This window comes from Mesorhizobium metallidurans STM 2683, assembly GCF_000350085.1.
Classification (GTDB): domain Bacteria; phylum Pseudomonadota; class Alphaproteobacteria; order Rhizobiales; family Rhizobiaceae; genus Mesorhizobium; species Mesorhizobium metallidurans.
Genome location: NZ_CAUM01000130.1, coordinates 47,303 through 64,603 on the forward strand (window position 1 = coordinate 47,303; position 17,301 = coordinate 64,603).

Annotated in this window: 14 protein-coding genes and 1 tRNA gene; 4 read left to right on the plus strand and 11 right to left on the minus strand. The window is 62.2% G+C overall.

What is annotated here, in order from left to right; genetic code table 11:
• The first annotated feature begins 204 nt into the window (after positions 1–204).
• Genes MESS2_RS21200 through MESS2_RS21210 form a run of 3 tightly spaced genes read left to right on the plus strand, consistent with a single transcriptional unit; the run spans position 205 to position 3,184 of the window.
• A complete protein-coding gene (locus tag MESS2_RS21200; protein WP_008876500.1) occupies positions 205–1,065 on the plus strand; it encodes a MipA/OmpV family protein in 861 nt (286 codons plus the stop codon).
• A gap of 26 nt (positions 1,066–1,091) precedes the next feature.
• On the plus strand, positions 1,092–1,862 hold the full coding sequence (locus tag MESS2_RS21205) for a response regulator (RefSeq protein ID WP_008876501.1): 771 nt from the start codon (positions 1,092–1,094) through the stop codon (positions 1,860–1,862).
• Positions 1,859–3,184 (plus strand): sensor histidine kinase, encoded by a 1,326-nt coding sequence (locus MESS2_RS21210; protein ID WP_008876502.1) that lies wholly within the window; start codon positions 1,859–1,861, stop codon positions 3,182–3,184. Before MESS2_RS21205 ends, MESS2_RS21210 begins: the two co-directional genes overlap by 4 nt.
• A 177-nt stretch (positions 3,185–3,361) precedes the next feature.
• On the opposite strand, the gene MESS2_RS21215 is transcribed toward MESS2_RS21210, so the two are convergent.
• A tRNA-Leu gene (locus MESS2_RS21215) sits at positions 3,362–3,446 on the minus strand.
• A 282-nt stretch (positions 3,447–3,728) separates the two neighbouring features.
• Here MESS2_RS21215 and lipB point away from each other — a divergent pair.
• Entirely contained in the window at positions 3,729–4,472 is a 744-nt protein-coding gene (gene lipB, locus MESS2_RS21220) for a lipoyl(octanoyl) transferase LipB (protein ID WP_008876504.1), read from the plus strand.
• Positions 4,473–4,968: 496 nt separating this feature from the next.
• On the opposite strand, the gene MESS2_RS21225 is transcribed toward lipB, so the two are convergent.
• The 10 genes from MESS2_RS21225 to nuoL all read right to left on the minus strand — a co-directional run bounded on the left by MESS2_RS21225 (position 4,969) and on the right by nuoL (position 17,299).
• Positions 4,969–5,652, minus strand: coding sequence for an ABC transporter ATP-binding protein (locus tag MESS2_RS21225; protein WP_008876507.1), 684 nt, complete (start codon positions 5,650–5,652; stop codon positions 4,969–4,971).
• Positions 5,649–6,935, minus strand: a complete 1,287-nt coding sequence (locus tag MESS2_RS21230) for a lipoprotein-releasing ABC transporter permease subunit (protein ID WP_008876508.1) — start codon at positions 6,933–6,935, stop codon at positions 5,649–5,651. The genes MESS2_RS21225 and MESS2_RS21230 overlap by 4 nt, the downstream gene beginning before the upstream one ends.
• On the minus strand, positions 6,932–8,260 hold the full coding sequence (proS, locus tag MESS2_RS21235) for a proline--tRNA ligase (RefSeq protein ID WP_008876509.1): 1,329 nt from the start codon (positions 8,258–8,260) through the stop codon (positions 6,932–6,934). Before proS ends, MESS2_RS21230 begins: the two co-directional genes overlap by 4 nt.
• A gap of 781 nt (positions 8,261–9,041) precedes the next feature.
• The gene (locus MESS2_RS21240; protein WP_008876512.1) at positions 9,042–9,326 is read right to left on the minus strand and encodes a DUF1467 family protein; all 285 of its coding nucleotides are present in this window, start codon (positions 9,324–9,326) and stop codon (positions 9,042–9,044) included.
• Complete coding sequence (mce, locus tag MESS2_RS21245; protein WP_008876513.1) at positions 9,323–9,727, minus strand: methylmalonyl-CoA epimerase; 405 nt, start codon at positions 9,725–9,727, stop codon at positions 9,323–9,325. Before mce ends, MESS2_RS21240 begins: the two co-directional genes overlap by 4 nt.
• Positions 9,728–9,818: 91 nt before the next feature.
• Positions 9,819–11,489, minus strand: a complete 1,671-nt coding sequence (locus MESS2_RS21250) for a ribonuclease J (protein WP_008876514.1) — start codon at positions 11,487–11,489, stop codon at positions 9,819–9,821.
• 49 nt (positions 11,490–11,538) lie between these two features.
• Positions 11,539–12,360 (minus strand): biotin--[acetyl-CoA-carboxylase] ligase, encoded by an 822-nt coding sequence (locus MESS2_RS21255; protein ID WP_008876515.1) that lies wholly within the window; start codon positions 12,358–12,360, stop codon positions 11,539–11,541.
• A 5-nt stretch (positions 12,361–12,365) separates the two neighbouring features.
• Entirely contained in the window at positions 12,366–13,802 is a 1,437-nt protein-coding gene (gene nuoN, locus MESS2_RS21260) for an NADH-quinone oxidoreductase subunit NuoN (protein ID WP_008876516.1), read from the minus strand.
• 18 nt (positions 13,803–13,820) lie between these two features.
• Positions 13,821–15,326: an NADH-quinone oxidoreductase subunit M gene (locus tag MESS2_RS21265; protein ID WP_008876517.1), complete on the minus strand. Its 1,506-nt coding sequence runs from the start codon at positions 15,324–15,326 to the stop codon at positions 13,821–13,823.
• Positions 15,326–17,299 (minus strand): NADH-quinone oxidoreductase subunit L, encoded by a 1,974-nt coding sequence (gene nuoL / locus MESS2_RS21270; RefSeq protein WP_008876518.1) that lies wholly within the window; start codon positions 17,297–17,299, stop codon positions 15,326–15,328. The genes MESS2_RS21265 and nuoL overlap by 1 nt, the downstream gene beginning before the upstream one ends.
• Positions 17,300–17,301 lie beyond the last annotated feature (2 nt).

Here is a 17,301-nt window from a genome sequence, read left to right on the forward strand (position 1 = left end):
GGAATATCAAACGAAATGCGCCCTGCCCTGCGTTGCGCGAAGATCGATGCGATTTGGATTGCCGGGCGGAGGGACGTTACCTCGGCACCAAGATGAAACCACGATTGCGCAACAAAACTTAACATCACTTAACGCATGCCGCCGCTTTCGTCTGAAATGGTGAGAGCATTGGGGGGCTTATCGCCTCGCTATACTGGAGCGCGCATGTTCGCCAAAATGGACTCTGGAATATTTGCCGGCCGGGCATCCCTTGCAGCGATGGCCATCCTGTTTTCAACGTATCCGGAAATAGCATTTGCCGCCGACGCCATTGCGGTGAATTCGGACGATTTCGCTCTGCCGCCGCCCGAACCTTCCCGTTTCGCGCGCTTCCAGCAAAAACTGTCCGACTGGCATGTTGTCGTGGGCGGCGGCGCGATCATCGTCCCGGAATATGAGGGCAGCGACAAGTTCAAGATCATGCCGGTGCCCTTTGTCACGGCGACATTCCTCGACGTGGTGACGATCGATCCGACAGGCGCCAACATCGCCGTCTATAAACAGGATCGGTTCGAATTCAGCGCGCGGCTTGGCTATGAAATGGGCCGCGATGAAGACGATGGCGACCGTCTGCGCGGGCTGGGCGACATCGGCATGGGCGCGACCGTCGGCGCGAAGGCCGCCATGAATTTCGGCCCGGCCCAAATCTTCGCGCAATTGGACAAGACCATCGGCGGCAGCGACGGCATGGTCGGCAGGGTTGGGGTCGAGGTCAACCAGCCTTTATCGCAATCATTGATGATCGGCGCCAGCGCCTCCGCCGTGTTCGCCGACGAAAATCATATGCAGGCCTATTTCGGCGTCACGGCGGAACAATCGGCTCGCTCTGGGCTGGCGCGCTACGATGCCGGCGCCGGGTTGAAGCGCGCCGATTTTTCGATTTCCGCCACATATATGCTCAACCAGAACTGGATGGTGCGCGGCGAAGCGGGGGTCGGCTTTCTCGTGGGTGACGCCGCGGACAGCCCGATCGTCGTCGAAAAAGTGCAGCCTACAGGAATGCTACTCGTCGGATATCGATTCTGACGCCCACACAGGTCACCGGTCAGGCAATGGCAAATGTCGCACGGCAAAGGCACCAAAGCGAGTTGGCCGCCGAATCCAAATCGGCAAGGCAAGGTTCGCGTATCCTCATCGTCGAGGACGACGCCGAGATCGCGCGCATGCTGGGCGAGACACTCACCGAAAACGGCATGATCGTGGAAATAGCCGAGAATGGCGTCCGGATGAATGCCGCGCTTCGCAGCCAGAAATTCGATCTCATCGTGCTCGATGTCATGCTGCCTGGTGAAAGCGGCCTCAACATCTGCCGCCGTCTTCGCGCCGAAACGAATGTTCCGATCCTGATGCTGACCGCGCTTGGCGAGGAAATCGACCGTGTCTTCGGACTGGAGATCGGCGCGGACGATTACGTGACGAAACCGTTCAGCGCGCGCGAACTGACGGCCAGGATACGGGCGCTGCTGCGCCGCACCGCCTACGCTCCCGACGAGCGGGATTGGTCGAGGGTGCTTCTCTTCAACGGCTGGCGCCTCGACCCCATACGCCGGCAATTGCATGATCCGAGCCATGCCCGGGTTTCGACCACGACGCATGAATTTGACCTGTTGCTCGCGTTCTGTCGCAACGCAGGCCGGGTTCTTTCGCGCGAGGAGCTTCTCGGCGTAACTCATGCCGGGCTTGCCGGACCGATCGAGCGAAGCGTCGACGTTCATGTCAGCCGCATCCGCCAGAAGATCGAAAAGGACGCGCGCGATCCGGTGCTTCTCAAAACTGTTCGGTTGGGTGGCTACATCTTCACCGCAACGGTGGAGGAAGCATGAGGAACTTCATCCGCCGCAGCCTGCCGCAGTCGGTGCGTGGGCAGCTCACGGCGATCATCCTCGTCGCGGTTTTTGTGATCATGTCCGCCGGATCGGTCATCGAAAGTTTTACGAGGAATATCGACCTGCCGGTCATCGACGACAGTGTCATACGAGCCAGCGTGGTTGCCGGCCTGTTGCGCGACGCACCAGCGGAGGCTCGCGACGCGATCCTGGCAGCGACGGCTCGTGCGGGCCTGGATTTCAAGATACTTTCGAAGGAAAAGATCGAGAATATTCCATATTCTTATGTGCAGTGGCGAAACATCGAATGGCTTCTCGGGTTCGAAGACAGGCCGATTGACTGGCGATGGCTGACTGTCGATGGCCAATCCGCATTGGTCATTGGCCTGGACCAGCAGACCATGCTGGCTCACTTCGGAGTACCCGACACCTTACTGACGTCAGACCTCGTCCGCTCCTTGTTCTACAAGTTCATGGCTTTCATCGCCTTGCCCACGCTGATCTGGCTTTTTGCGGTATGGACCGTGACAGACCCGTTGAAACGCATCTCGACGGCTGTCGGTTCGGCCGAGATCGAGAATGGCGACGAGTTTTTCGTCGAACACGGCTCCATCGAGATGATTGGCCTGGCGCGGGCGCTGAACCGGATGAGAACACGTATCCGGACGATGATCGAAAACCGCACCCGCATGCTGCGCAGCGTCAGCCACGATCTGCGCACGCCTTTGACGCGGCTGCGGCTTCGCACCGAGCGCATGGAGGACAACACCACCCGCACCGCGATGCTGTCCGATATTCAGCATATCGAGGATCTGATCAACGAGACATTGACCTATCTGCGCAACGATGTCTCGACGGAGAAGTTGCAGCGCGCCGACATTGCCAGCGTGCTGCAAACCGTCTGCGCCGAATTCTCCGACGTCGGGTTTTCGGTCTCGTATTCCGGACCTGACCGGCTGCTCGGCTGGTGCAAACCCAATGCGCTGGCGCGTGCGATCACCAATCTCTGCGACAATGGGGTCAAATTCGCCAGCCATGTCACCGTCGCATTGACGCAGACCGACACGGTGGCGCGCATCGCAGTCGGCGACGACGGTCCGGGGATTCCAGTGGCGGCGCGCACCGATGTCTTCGAGCCCTTCTTCAAGGAGGACACTTCACGCGGCATTGCATCGAAGCACGGCTTCGGTCTGGGCCTCTCGATCGTTGCCGACATCATCCAGGGCCACGGCGGCAAGATCGAATTGCAGGACAACCTGCCAACCGGCCTCGTCGTTACCGTCGATCTGCCGAATGGACCGGGTGTCGAGCCGTCATAAGACGGCGCACAGCACCCGCGCCTGACGAGCGCCATCGCGCGAGAATGGCCGAAACGCTGGCGCGGACAAAGAAGGCCGCGTGAACACAACGGTCCTCCTACGCCAAGGCTTCGGAGGACACTCCTTCGTCTAACGACCTTCAGGTGGCCTGCCACCCGAAGCTCGAAGAGCGAAGGGTGGTGCGGTCGAGAAGACTCGAACTTCCACGGGTTGCCCCACAGCGACCTCAACGCTGCGCGTCTACCAATTCCGCCACGACCGCACGTGGTAGGAGCCGGAACGAACCGGCTCGCGGCGTGTAGCAAATCGTTTCCAGCGAAACAAGGGCGCGTCGCGCAATAATCGCCCGGGAACTGGCACATGGGTCGAGAAGGCCGAAACGCGCTCCTAACTGGACGTTTCGACCGATTGCCGCCATATGAAGGGCTATTGCATGTCGCCCAAAAGTGCGCAGCGGTTTTGGGATAACGACATGCATCAACAAAAATCTAAAGCGCGCCAAATGGTTCCCTTTAAACGAGACGCGCTTTAGACGAGATACACCATGACAGAACGCAGCCAGATCGCCACGTCATTCCTCCCTTTGCCCGGCTCTGCGCCGGTCGAATGGCGGATCGAACCCGGTCTCACCGCTTATCCCGCCGCGCTCGCCTTCATGGAGGCGCGCGCCGAAGCGATCCGAACTGGTGCTGCCGGCGAGATGGTCTGGCTGGTCGAGCACCCGCCGCTCTACACGGCCGGCACCAGCGCCCATTTCGAGGACCTGATCGAGCCGGATCGTTTCCCTGTATTCGCGGCCGGGCGTGGCGGCGAATACACCTATCACGGGCCGGGCCAGCGGGTCGCCTATGTGATGCTCGACCTCAAACGCCGGCGCGAGGATGTCCGCGCTTTCATCGCGGCGCTCGAACAGTGGATCATCGCCACGCTTGCCGCCTTCAACGTTCGGGGCGAGCGCCGCGAAGACCGCGTCGGCGTCTGGGTGGTGCGGCCGGATCGCCCTACGCTGCCCAATGGATCGCCCGCCGAGGACAAGATCGCCGCCATCGGCATCAGGCTGCGGCGCTGGGTGAGCTTTCACGGCATCGCCATCAATGTCGAGCCGGATCTCGGCCATTTCAGCGGCATCGTGCCGTGCGGCGTTGCGGATCATGGCGTCACCAGCCTTGTCGATCTCGGCCTTCCCGTAGCAATGGCCGATCTCGACCTGGCGCTGAAGTCGGCCTTCGAAGATGTCTTCGGCCCGGCAGCGCCTTTGCAGGTCGAGGTGGCCCGCAAAGTCGGCTGACAGGACCTCACTGAAGACCGAATTCCTACGCTGCGCCATCCCCCCGCGAAGAACGGGGCGTCAGCGTTCGAGCCATGTCTTTCAGCGCCTCCTCACATCGCTCCGATCCAGATCGCCATGGAAATGAGAAACGTGCTCATGCACACCAGCGAAACGACATCCTGAACAAGATCGGCCATAACTCTCTCCTGTTGTTGGTATGTTCGTATTTTGTTCTAATTTTGTTCGAATGTCAACGACCGTAATCCCGGCATTCTTCCGGAATCGCGGCGATCAATTCGGCAGGGTTAAGGAAAGGTTGACGGGCAAATGGGCTGGCTGTGCTCGCACAGACCTGTAACAATCGGCACCGGCCAAGGCACGTCGAGACTCAGGTCAGGCCGAGCCGAGAGCGGTGGGTTCCGAGAACCGGAACGGAGCGGACATTTGGTCCGTGAGTACCGGAAGCGCAGGAAACCGCCGTTCGCAGGCCGACCTTACCTGAGTATCGACGTGCCTAAAGTGGGACCACCTTGCCGTCGGCAAGCGTCACGCGGCGGTCCATGCGCGAGGCGAGTTCGTGATTGTGGGTGGCGATCAGCGCCGCCAGGCCCGATTGCTTGACCAGCGCCTGCAGCGCTTCGAACACGTAGGAAGCGGTAACCGGGTCAAGATTGCCGGTCGGCTCGTCGGCAAGCAGCACCAGGGGTGCATTGGCAACGGCGCGCGCAATGGCGACGCGCTGCTGCTCGCCGCCGGAGAGTTCCGACGGGCGATGCTGCGCCCGCTTGCCGATCTGCATGTAGTCGAGCAGTTGGGTTGCCCGCTCGGCAGCCTCCTTCGGCGCCAGCCCTTTGATGAGCTGCGGCATCATGATGTTTTCCAGCGCCGAGAATTCCGGCAGCAGATGATGGAATTGATAGACGAAGCCGACATCGTTGCGGCGGATCGCCGTGCGCTCGTCATCGGAGAGCCGCCCACAGGCGCGTCCGGCCAGGATCACGTCGCCGGCGTCCGGCCGCTCCAGCAGTCCGGCGGTGTGCAGCAGCGTCGATTTGCCGGTGCCCGAAGGCGCCACCAGGGCCACGATCTCGCCGCGCCTCAGAGAAAAATCGGCGCCGTTGAGAATGGTCAGCTTGCGCGGCCCCTGAACATAGTGCCGCTCGACGCCCTTCAGCTCGATAATGGCCTCGGCCATCATTCGTACCTCAGCGCTTCGACCGGATCGAGCCTGGCGGCACGCCATGCCGGAAACAGCGTCGCCAGGAACGACAGCACCAGCGCCATCAGCACCACCGAGATCGTCTCGCTGGCATCCATGCGGGCCGGCAGCTGGCTGAGGAAATAGAGCTCGGGGTTGAACAGCCGCTCATTGGCCAGCCAGGAGAAGAACTGGCGGATACGCTCGACGTTGAGGCAAATGACGACGCCAAGGAGCACGCCGGCGATGGTGCCGACCACGCCGATCGCCGCACCCGTCATCAGGAAGATGCGCAGGATGGCGCCGCGCGTGGCCCCCATGGTGCGCAGGATGGCGATATCGTGGCCCTTGTCCTTCACCAGCATGATCAGGCCCGAGATGATGTTAAGCGCGGCCACAAGCACGATCAGCGTCAGGATCATGAACATGACGTTGCGTTCCACCTGCAGCGCGTCGAAGAAGGTCTTGTTGCGCTCTCGCCAGTCGACGAGACCGACCGGACGCTGGGCGGCCTCCTCGACCTTCGGCTTCAGCGCGTCGACATTGTCGGGATTGTCGACATAGACCTCGATCGTCTGGGCGCGGCCGTCCATGTTGAAATAGAGCTGCGCTTCCGAAAACGGCATATAGACGATGGAGCTGTCATACTCCGACATGCCGACCTCGAAGATCGCCGTGATCGGATAGCCCTTCATGCGCGGCGTGGTGCCGAGCGGCGTGACGTCGCCGTCGGGCGAGATCAGCGTGATGGTGTCGCCGAGCACGAGGCCGAGATTCTCGGCCATGCGGCTGCCGATGGCGACGCCCTCGCTTGTGTCGAAGCCGGCGATCGAGCCCTGCTTGATGTTGTTGGCGACGATCGAGATCTTGCCCAGATCCTCGCCGCGTATGCCGCGCACCAGCGCGCCGGTGCCGCCGCCGATATTGCCTTGCGCCAGCACCTGCCCGTCGATCAGCGGAATGGCGTATTTGACGCCCGACACGCCGTTGATGCGGCTGGCGACCTGCGCATAGTCCTCCAGCGGCATGTCCAGTGGCTGTACGATCAGATGGCCGTTGACGCCGAGGATGCGAGTCAGGAGCTCGGCGCGGAACCCGTTCATGACGGCCATGACGACGATCAGCGTGGCGACGCCCAGCATGATGCCCAGAAAGGAGATCGAGGCGATGACCGAGATCACCGTTTCCTTGCGGCGCGAGCGCAGATAGCGCCACGCCACCATGCGCTCGAAGACGGAAAACGGCCCGGCGGCCAGAGGTTTTCCTGCTGCCGCCTCGCTCATGCGGCGATACCGAAACGCTTCTTCACATCCGCGATCGGCAGCGTCTCGCGCTCACCGTTCCTACGGTTCTTGACCTCGACCTCGCCGGCGGCAACGCCGCGCGGCCCGACGATCACCTGCCAGGGCAGGCCGATCAGGTCGGCGGTGGCGAACTTGCCGCCCGGCCGCTGGTCGGTATCGTCGTAGAGCACGTCCTTGCCGGCTGCGGTGAAAGCTGAATTAAGCTCATCGCAGACCCGGTCGCAATCGGCGTCGCCGGCCTTCATGTTGATCAGGCCGATGTCGAACGGCGCCACCGCTTCCGGCCAGATGATGCCGTTGTCGTCATGGCTGGCCTCGATGATGGCCGCGACCAGACGTGACGGGCCGATGCCGTAGGAGCCCCCGGAGACGAAATGGTCCTTGCCGTCAGGCCCGGTCACCTTGGCGCCCATCGGCTTGGAATATTTGTCGCCGAAATGGAAGATATGGCCGACCTCGATGCCGCGTGCCGAGACGCGGGCGCCCTCGGCGAGCTTGTCCCAGGCCGCCTCGTCATGCATTTCGTCGGTGGCCGCGTAGGGCGTCGTCCACGTCTTGACGATCTCGGCTATCTCGGCGTTGTTCGAAAAGTCGGTATTCGCCCCCGGCACATCCAACGAAAGATAGTCGCGGTGACAGAAAACCTGGCTCTCGCCGGTGTCGGCCAGGATGATGAATTCGTGGCTGAGGTCGCCGCCGATCGGTCCGGTGTCGGCGCGCATAGGAATGGCCTGCAGGCCCATGCGCGTGAAGGTCCTGAGATAGGACACGAACATCCTGTTATAGGCGGCCTTGGCGCCCTCATAATCGAGGTCGAAGGAGTAGGCGTCCTTCATCAGGAACTCGCGTGAGCGCATGACGCCGAAGCGCGGCCGCACCTCGTCGCGGAATTTCCACTGGATGTGATAGAGGTTGATCGGCAGATCCTTGTAGGACCTGACATAGGAACGGAATATCTCGGTGACCATTTCCTCATTGGTCGGACCGTAGAGCATGTCGCGGTCCTGCCGGTCCTTGATGCGCAGCATCTCCTTGCCGTAGTCCTCATAGCGGCCGCTTTCGCGCCACAGCTCAGCCGACTGAATGGTCGGCATCAGGATTTCGAGTGCGCCGGCGCGGTCCTGCTCCTCGCGAATGATCCGGCAGACCTTGTCCAGCACCCGCTTGCCGAGTGGCAGCCAGGAAAAGCTGCCCTGTCCCTGCTGGTGGATCATGCCGGCGCGTAGCATCAGCCGGTGCGAGACGATTTCGGCCTCGCGCGGATTTTCTTTGGAAATGGGCAGGAAATAGCGCGACAAACGCATGGACTGATCCGTGAGAGAGGATTGCCGCATCGGAATCGGCGCGGCGCTGGCTTGCTTGCCCCGGCTTCATAGCTATTTCATGACGGAATGGAAACCCGGCCCATGGCGTCGAAATGGCGCCGCGAAGGGTGCGGCGGTGTCGCACAAGCTTGCTGGTCGTTTCGCAAGCAACGCCTGCCACACTATTGTGCAGTGCAGCACGAGATTGCCTGTTTCGAGGCAAAATTCTGCGTGACAATTTCACCTGCCTTAGGCTAGTGTGCCCTGATAACCGAGAGGGCGGAGAATAATCTGCTCTCCTACGCGGTCAAAGTCTTGGGAGGATGCGATCTAGGCGCGGTTACTCGCTGCCGCCGGATACCGGAAACAGATCGGACGCGTTTAAATTGCAAGGCCTCGTGCCTTGCATTTTTTTTGTGCAATCATCTGCTTAACACAGCGTACTGCCAAACTGCTTTATCCCACGCATGTCGCTCAAAGCATGCCCACGGGCCTGCCCCGGACCTACCTCCAGGTTACCCGGCTAACGCGCAGAAAACAAGAAATTGACGCGCGTAAGATGAATCCTTGAGGCGCGACGCGCCCTCGCGGCAGCACTACAAATCCGGAAGCCGGCTTTGTTTTTTGGCACCGAAAGCGCGTCCCGTCGAAACGGAATCAGTTGACGTGCTTTCGGTCTTTGTTTGTGCATATCGCGGTCCCAAAACCGCTGCGCACTTTTGGGCGACATGCATTAGCGGCGCTCGCCTTCCGGACAGCGGAAAGAGCCTTGCCGGCTACGCTAATGCTTGGGGGTCTGGTTGAAATCCGGCACGATGTGCGGGATGTCGTCGATGCCGAGTCCCAGCCCTCTGGTGATGCCGTAGAAGATGCCGATCAGGATCAGCGTGGCGATGGTCGTCCTGAACGCGGCGCGCAGCATATGCGGTCCGCGCGGCGCGCTCGGAACCGTGCCCAGCGTCACGTCCTGGTCTTCGTCCTGCGTCCGCATGCTGAACGGCAGGACGGCGAACAGCACCACCCACCAGGTGGCGAAGAACAGGGCGATGAACGAAACCCAGCTCATGCTTGCTCCAGTTCGACCAGCGTGCCGAAGAAATCCTTGGGATGCAGAAACAGCACCGGCTTGCCATGCGCGCCGGTCCTGGGATTGCCGTCGCCCAGCACGCGCGCTCCGCTGGCTTTAAGCTGGTCCCGTGCGGCCAGGATGTCGTCGACCTCATAGCAGACATGATGCATGCCGCCCGAGGGATTCTTCTCAAGGAACGCCGCGATCGGCGATTCCTCGCCCAGCGGCTCGAGCAGTTCGATCTTGGTGTTGCCGACATCGACGAACACCACCGTCACGCCATGCTCGGGCAGCGCCTGCGGCGCGGTCACCCGGGCGCCGAGCGTATCGCGATAGGCCGCTGTCGCCGTAGCCAGATCCGGCACGGCAAGCGCGACATGGTTCAGGCGACCGAGCATAGGTTGCTCCGGGTTAGGGGCAGTGAGTAGTGGTGAATAGAGTATTGCGCATTGCAAAAAAGCTAACTCAGAACATCCTATTCACTATTCACTACCTCGTCACAAACACCGTCACCAGCGGCTTCTTGCCCCAGGCTTCGTTGGCAGCACCTCGTACGGCACGACGCACCGCTTCCTGCACGAGGTCCAGGTCTTTTCGGCGCTGACGGGGGATGGAGTCCACGGCGCCGATTGCCGCATCGAGCATCAGGTCTTCCAGGGTCTCGCCGCTGGCATCGGCCTCGGCGACGCCGATGGCGACCAGATCGGGATCGCCGGCGAGCTCATATTTGTCGTCGAGCACGACATTGACCGCGACATGGCCGGCGAAGGACAGCTTGCGCCGGTCGCGAATGCCCATCGCCTGGTCGGTGCCGATCAGCCGGCCGTCCTTGTAGATGCGGCCGAACGGCACCTGGTCGATGATCGTCGCGGCACCTGGATAGAGCCTCAGCATATCGCCGTCGCGCACTTGCGCCACCTGGCCGATGCCGGACATCGACATCAGCGAGCCCTGCGCCACCAGATGCGCCGCCTCGCCATGCACGGGAACGCCGATCCGCGGGCGCACCCATTCATACATCTTGCGCAATTCGTTGCGGCGCGGATGGCCGGAGACATGCACCAGCGCATCGCCGTCCTCGATGATCTTCATGCCGAGGTCGATCAGGCGGTTCTTGATCTCGAGGATCGCCTTCTCGTTGCCGGGTATGGTGCGCGAGGAAAACACCACCGTATCGCCCGCCGTCAGCGACACCGATTTCATCTCGTCGCGCGACAGTTTGGCAAGTGCCGCCAGCGGCTCGCCCTGGCTGCCGGTGCAGATGATGACGAGGTTCTCGCGCGGGATGAAACCGTAATCCTCCTCGGCGATGAATTCGGGCAGCCCGTCCATGTAGCCGAGTTCGCCCGCTACATCGATGACGCGCTTCAGCGAACGGCCGAGCACCAGGCACTGGCGGCCGGCGTCGCGCGCCGCCTTGGCGATGGAAACGATGCGCCCGACATTGGAGGAGAATGTGGTGACGGCGACCCGGCCCTTGGCGTTCTGGATGACGCCCTTGAGGCCCTCGCCCACCGCCACTTCCGACGGCGACTCCCCTTCCCGCATCGCATTGGTGGAATCGCAGATCAGCGCCAGCACGCCCTTGTCGCCATAGGCGCGGAAGCGTGCCTCGTCGGTCTTCGGACCGATCGTCGGCTCCGGGTCGATCTTCCAGTCGCCGGTGTGGATGACAGTGCCGGCCGGCGAGGTGATCGCCAATGACATCGGCTCCGGAATGGAGTGCGCCACCGGAATGGCCTCGATCTCGAACGGACCGATGGTGAACTTTTCGCCAGCCCGGTAGATCGTTATCGGGATCTTCGGCGCATTCTGCTCGCCCTGCCGCTTGGCTTCCAGCAGGCCGGCGGTGAACGGCGTCATCCACACCGGCGCCTTCAGCTTCGGCCAGATGTCGTGCAGCGCGCCGTAATGGTCCTCATGCGCGTGGGTGATGACGATGCCGCGCAGATTGGCGAGGTTCTCCTCGATGAAGCGCGTGTCGGGCAGGATCAGGTCGACGCCCGGATGCGCGGCGTCGGGAAAGGTAACGCCGACATCGACGACGATCCATTCACGCGCATTGGCCGGCCCATAGCCATAAAGGGCGAAGTTCATGCCGATCTCGCCGACGCCGCCGAGCGGCACGAAGACGAGTTCGGCGTTTTCCGCATTCGCCATGATCTTCCCTTTCCTGGCCGGTCAAGCCCGCCGATCAAACCCAAGCCGTTTAATTCCGGGCTGACGCAACCGCTCCGAAATGCACATCGCCGGCGGCGATCGTCAGAACTGAACCCCTGTCGTCGCGGATCACGAAACGGCAGTCCTCGTCAATGGTCTCGAAGGTGCCGCGCACCACATTACCGTCAATTCTGACAGCAACCTGCCCGCCAAGCCCCGCCGCGCGCGCCAGCCAGCGTTGCCGGACGGCTGACAGCCCGCGCCCATCGTTCCACAGCCGGGCATTCTCGCTCCAGGCATCCGACAGCGCCAGAAACAACGTCTCGGCATCGCAGACGGCGCCCAGCGCGTAAAGCGATGTCGCCGGATAAGGTAAATCCTTGGGGTATGCCACCACATTGACGCCGATGCCGACCGCCACCGCGAAACGGTTGCCATCCAGAACAGCCGATTCCAGCAGGATGCCGGCAAGCTTGGCGCCCGAGGCGAGCACGTCGTTCGGCCATTTCAGCTCGAAACGGTTCTTGTCTTGGCTGGCGCCGTCGAGGCCGATCGAGATCCTGCCCTTCGGCACGACGGCGTCGAGCGCATCGGCCAGCGCCAGTCCGGCGACGAAGCCGAGCGTCGCGGCAAGGCGAAGCTCGGCATTGGTGACGACAAGCAGCGTCGCCGCCAGATTGCCCTCGGGCGTCGCCCAGACCCGGCCGCGCCGGCCACGTCCGCTTTCCTGCTTTTTTGAAACGACCCAGAGCTTGCCCGGATCGCCCGCCCGCGCATGGTCCAGCGCCAGCGCATTGGTGGAACCGACCGTGTCATGCGCCTCGAGCCGGAAGCCGTCCGACGCCGCGGTTGGAGCCAGCCGAAATGCCATCCCGTCTAAAAGAAGGTCTTTGCGGCGGCTTCGGCATACGTGCCGATCGGCCCACCGATCAGCACGTAGAACAGCACGAAGGCGCCACTGACGCCGAGCACAGCGCGCAATTCGCTCGCCATCGGCACGAAGCCGCCGACCGGCTCATCGAACCACATGATCTTGATGATGCGCAGGTAGTAGTAGGCGCCCACCACCGAGGCCAGCACACCGATGATCGCAAGCGCATAGAGGCCAGCGTTGATGGCGGCGAGGAACACGTACCACTTCCCCCAGAAACCGGCGAGCGGCGGGATGCCGGCCAGCGAGAACATCAGGATGGTCAGGATCGTCGCCATGACCGGATTGGTCGACGACAAGCCGGCGAGATCGCTGATCTGTTCGACATTGCCCTCCTTGCGGCGCATGGCGAGGATGAAGGCGAAGGTGCCCAGCGTCATCACCAGATAGATCAGCATGTAGATGGCGACGCCGCGCACGCCTGCCTGGCTGTTGGCGGCAAGGCCGACCAGCGCGTAGCCCATATGGCCGATCGAGGAATAGGCCATCAGCCGCTTGATGTTGGTCTGGCCGATGGCCGCGAAGGCGCCGAGCGCCATCGAGGCGATCGAAATGAAGACGATGATCTGCTGCCAGTCGGAAGCGATCGGCTTGAAGGCGCCCATGGTGACACGCACGATCAGCGCCATCGCCGCCATTTTCGGCGCCGCCGCCAGGAATGCCGTCACCGGCGTCGGGGCGCCCTCATAGACATCAGGCGTCCACATATGGAACGGCACCGCCGAAATCTTGAAGGCGAGGCCGGCCAGCACGAAGACCAGGCCAAAGACCAGGCCGAGCTGTCGCTCGCCGCTGCCAAGTGCGGTGGCGATCTCCTGGAAGCCGGTATTGCCGGTGTAGCCGTAGACGAGGCTGATGCCGTAAAGCAGCATGCCTGACGACAGCGCGCCGAGGACAAAATACTTCAGGCCCGCCTCGGTCGAGCGCAGATTGTCGCGGTTGATCGCCGCCAGCACGTAGATCGCCAGCGATTGCAGTTCGAGCCCGAGATAGAGCCCGATCATGCCATTGGCCGAGATCATCAGCATCATGCCGAGCGTGCACAGCAGGATCAGCACCGGATATTCGAACTTGTCGAAATGCTCGGCCTTGGCAAAGCGCATCGACATCACCAGCGTCACCGCGGAGCCGATCAGCGCCAGCACCTTCATGAAACGGGAGAAGGGATCCTGGACAAAGGCCTCGCCGTAGGCATTGCCCTGCCCCGTGGAAAAGATCAGCCAGATGCCCGCAAATACCAGGACGGCAACGGCAAGGCCGGTCACCGTCGTCGTGGTGTTGGCGCGCGAATAGGCGCCGAGCATCAACAGCGCCAGGGCGCCGATGGCGAGGATCAACTCAGGCGTCGAAAGCGACAGGCTGGAGAGAAGGTCCGCAGTCATGGTTCGCAAAACCCCTGCTCAGTTCGCCGCCGCGGTCTGCGCGGTGCCGATGGATGCGGTGACATTGGTGACGAGCGCCTTGACCGATTCGGCCGTCGCGTCGAAGACCGGCGCCGGATAGACGCCGAAGAAGATGACCAGCACGGCCAGCGGATAGATGATGAGCTTCTCGCGCGCCGACAGGTCGAGCAACCCCTTCAGGCTGTCCTTGGTCAGCGCGCCGAAGATCACTCGGCGGTAGAGCCAGAGCGCGTAGGCCGCCGACAGGACGACGCCGGTGGCGGCGAAGAACGCCACCCAGGTGTTGACCCGGAACACGCCAAGCATGGTCAGGAATTCGCCGACGAAGCCGCTGGTGCCGGGCAGGCCGACATTGGCCATGGTGAAGATCATGAACACCGTGGCGTATTTCGGCATGTTGTTGACCAGCCCGCCATAGGCGTCGATCTCGCGCGTGTGCATGCGGTCGTAGATGACGCCGACGCAGAGGAACAGCGCGCCGGAGACGAGGCCGTGCGACAGCATCTGGAAGATCGCGCCCTGCACGCCTTCCTGGTTCATCGCGAAGATGCCCATGGTGACGAAGCCCATATGGCCGACCGACGAATAGGCGATCAGTTTCTTCATGTCCTCCTGCATCAGCGCCACCAGCGAGGTGTAGATGATGGCGACGACGGAGAGCGTGAACACCAGCGGCGCGAACATTTCCGACGCCAGCGGAAACATCGGCAGCGAGAAACGCAGGAAGCCGTAACCGCCCATTTTCAAGAGGATGGCGGCCAGGATCACCGATCCGGCCGTCGGCGCCTCGACGTGCGCGTCGGGCAGCCAGGTGTGCACCGGCCACATCGGCATCTTCACCGCGAAGGAGGCGAAGAAGGCAAGCCACAGCCAGGTCTGCATGTTGGCCGGGAAATTATGCGTCAGCAGCGTCGGAATGTCGGTGGTGCCGGATTGGAAGAACATCGCCATGATGGCGAGCAGCATCAGCACCGAGCCGGCCAGCGTATAGAGGAAGAACTTGAACGAGGCATAGACGCGCCGCTTGCCGCCCCACACGCCGATGATGATGAACATCGGGATCAGGCCGGCTTCGAAGAAGACGTAGAACAAGACGATGTCCAGCGCGCAGAACACGCCGATCATCAACGTCTCCAGCAACAAGAAGGCGATCATGTAGGCCTTGACGCGCTTCTCGATCGATTTCCACGAAGCCAGGATGCAGAGCGGCATCAGGAACGTGGTCAGGATGACGAACAGCATCGAGATGCCGTCAACGCCCATATGATAGGAAATGCCGGAGTCCAGCCAGGCGAACTTCTCCACGAACTGGAAGCCGGCTTGAGAATTGTCGAAGCCGATCCAGATGAACAGCGAGACAATGAAGGTGATGCTCGTCGTCCACAGCGCGATGGCGCGGATGTTGCGGCGTGCATTCTCGCTATCGTCACGCACGAAAAGGATGAGCAGCACCCCCACCAGCGGCAGGAAAGTGACCAGCGATAGTATTGGCGCGGCGGTCATCAGAGCATCATCCAGGTGACGAGTGCGGCAACGCCGATCAGCATGGCGAAGGCATAGTGATAGAGGTAGCCGGTCTGGAGCTTGACGACGCGGTTGGTGACGTCGACGACGCGCGCCGAAATGCCGTCAGGCCCGAGCCCATCGATGATGGTGCCGTCGCCGGTCTTCCAGAGGAAGCGGCCAAGCCATTTTGCCGGCCGCACGAACAGGACGTCATAGAGTTCGTCGAAATACCACTTGTTGAGCAGGAAGGCGTAGAGCCCGCGATGCCGCGCCGCCAGGGTCTTCGGCATTTCCGGCGCGCGGATATAGAACTGCCAGGCGATCGCGAAACCGATCAGCATGGCGACGAAGGGCGACAGTTTCACCCACAGCGGCAATTCGTGGATGTCATCCAGGATACGATTGTCGGGCAGTGTGAACAGCGACGCCTTCCAGAACTCGGCATAGCCCTCGCCGATGAAGGCGCCATGGAAGATCACGCCGGCAAACAGCGCGCCCGCCGCCAGGATGAACAGCGGCACCAGCATCACCGGCGGCGATTCATGGACGTGGTGCATCACCTCGTGGCTCGCCCGCGGCTCGCCGTGGAAGGTCATGAAGATCAGTCGCCAGGAGTAGAAAGAGGTGAAGCAGGCGGCGACGACCAGCATCACGAAGGCAAAGCCGGCGAACATATTGGGCCCGGCAAAGGCACTTTCGATGATGGCGTCCTTGGAGAAGAAGCCGGCGGTGCCGATGACGGTCACCGGAATGCCGACGCCGGTCAGCGCCAGCGTGCCGATCACCATCATCCAGTAGGTCTTCGGGATCAGCGTCCTGAGACCGCCCATCTTGCGCATGTCCTGCTCGTCGGAGACGGCGTGGATGACCGAGCCCGAGCCCAGGAACAGCAGCGCCTTGAAGAAGGCATGCGTGAACAGGTGGAAGATCGCCGCGCCATAGGCGCCGACGCCGAGCGCCACGAACATGTAGCCGAGCTGCGAGCAGGTCGAATAGGCGATGACGCGCTTGATGTCGTTCTGGACCAGGCCGACGGTCGCCGCGAAGAACGCGGTGAAGGCGCCGATGAAGGTGACCACGGTCAGCGCCGAAGGCGACAATTCGAACAGCGGCGACAGCCTCGCCAGCATGAACACGCCGGCCGTCACCATGGTGGCGGCATGGATGAGTGCCGAGACCGGCGTCGGGCCTTCCATGGCGTCGGGCAGCCAGGTGTGCAGCGGCACCTGCGCCGACTTGCCCATGGCGCCCATGAACAAGAGCAGGCAGACCACGGTCAGCGCCGCCTGCTTGTCGAGCGCATAGCCGAGGAAAGTCAGCACGGCAGCGCCCTGGGGCGCGCCCTCAGCCGGGATGAACGTCGCCGCATTGGCGAAGATGGTGCCGAGGTTGACCGAGCCGAACAGCACGAATACGCCGAAGATGCCGAGCGCGAAGCCGAAATCGCCGACGCGGTTGACGACGAAGGCCTTGATCGCCGCGGCGTTGGCCGAGGGCTTCTTGTACCAGAAACCGATGAGGAGATAGGAGGCCAGGCCGACGCCTTCCCAGCCGAAGAACATCTGTACCAGATTGTCGGCCGTTACCAGCATCAGCATGGCGAAGGTGAACAGCGACAGATAGGCGAAGAAGCGCGGCCGGTTCGGATCGTGGTGCATGTAGCCGATCGAGTAGATGTGGACCAGCGCCGACACCGTGTTGACGACGACCAGCATCACCACGGTCAGCGTGTCGATCCTCAGCGCCCAGGCCGCGTCCAGCCCACCGGACTGGATCCAGCGCAGCACCGGCACGGTGAACACTTGCGCCTCGCCGAAGCCGACGGAGAAAAAGGCGACCCACGACAGCACCGCCGCGATCACCAGGAAGCCGGAGGTGATGTATTCGGATGCCTTGGCGCCGAGCGAATTGCCGAACAGGCCGACGATCAGAAAGCCGAGCAGCGGAAGGAAGACGATGGCCTGGTACATTG

Bases quoted from the DNA above. Each gene is read 5' to 3' on its own strand.
- MESS2_RS21200 (WP_008876500.1), top strand. From the start codon at position 205: ATGTTCGCCAAAATGGACTCTGGAATATTTGCCGGCCGGGCATCCCTT.
- MESS2_RS21205 (WP_008876501.1), top strand. From the start codon at position 1,092: ATGGCAAATGTCGCACGGCAAAGGCACCAAAGCGAGTTGGCCGCCGAA.
- MESS2_RS21210 (WP_008876502.1), top strand. From the start codon at position 1,859: ATGAGGAACTTCATCCGCCGCAGCCTGCCGCAGTCGGTGCGTGGGCAG.
- lipB (WP_008876504.1), top strand. From the start codon at position 3,729: ATGACAGAACGCAGCCAGATCGCCACGTCATTCCTCCCTTTGCCCGGC.
- MESS2_RS21225 (WP_008876507.1), bottom strand. From the start codon at position 5,652: ATGATGGCCGAGGCCATTATCGAGCTGAAGGGCGTCGAGCGGCACTAT.
- MESS2_RS21230 (WP_008876508.1), bottom strand. From the start codon at position 6,935: ATGAGCGAGGCGGCAGCAGGAAAACCTCTGGCCGCCGGGCCGTTTTCC.
- proS (WP_008876509.1), bottom strand. From the start codon at position 8,260: ATGCGTTTGTCGCGCTATTTCCTGCCCATTTCCAAAGAAAATCCGCGC.
- MESS2_RS21240 (WP_008876512.1), bottom strand. From the start codon at position 9,326: ATGAGCTGGGTTTCGTTCATCGCCCTGTTCTTCGCCACCTGGTGGGTG.
- mce (WP_008876513.1), bottom strand. From the start codon at position 9,727: ATGCTCGGTCGCCTGAACCATGTCGCGCTTGCCGTGCCGGATCTGGCT.
- MESS2_RS21250 (WP_008876514.1), bottom strand. From the start codon at position 11,489: ATGGCGAATGCGGAAAACGCCGAACTCGTCTTCGTGCCGCTCGGCGGC.
- MESS2_RS21255 (WP_008876515.1), bottom strand. From the start codon at position 12,360: ATGGCATTTCGGCTGGCTCCAACCGCGGCGTCGGACGGCTTCCGGCTC.
- nuoN (WP_008876516.1), bottom strand. From the start codon at position 13,802: ATGACTGCGGACCTTCTCTCCAGCCTGTCGCTTTCGACGCCTGAGTTG.
- MESS2_RS21265 (WP_008876517.1), bottom strand. From the start codon at position 15,326: ATGACCGCCGCGCCAATACTATCGCTGGTCACTTTCCTGCCGCTGGTG.
- nuoL (WP_008876518.1), bottom strand. From the start codon at position 17,299: ATGTACCAGGCCATCGTCTTCCTTCCGCTGCTCGGCTTTCTGATCGTC.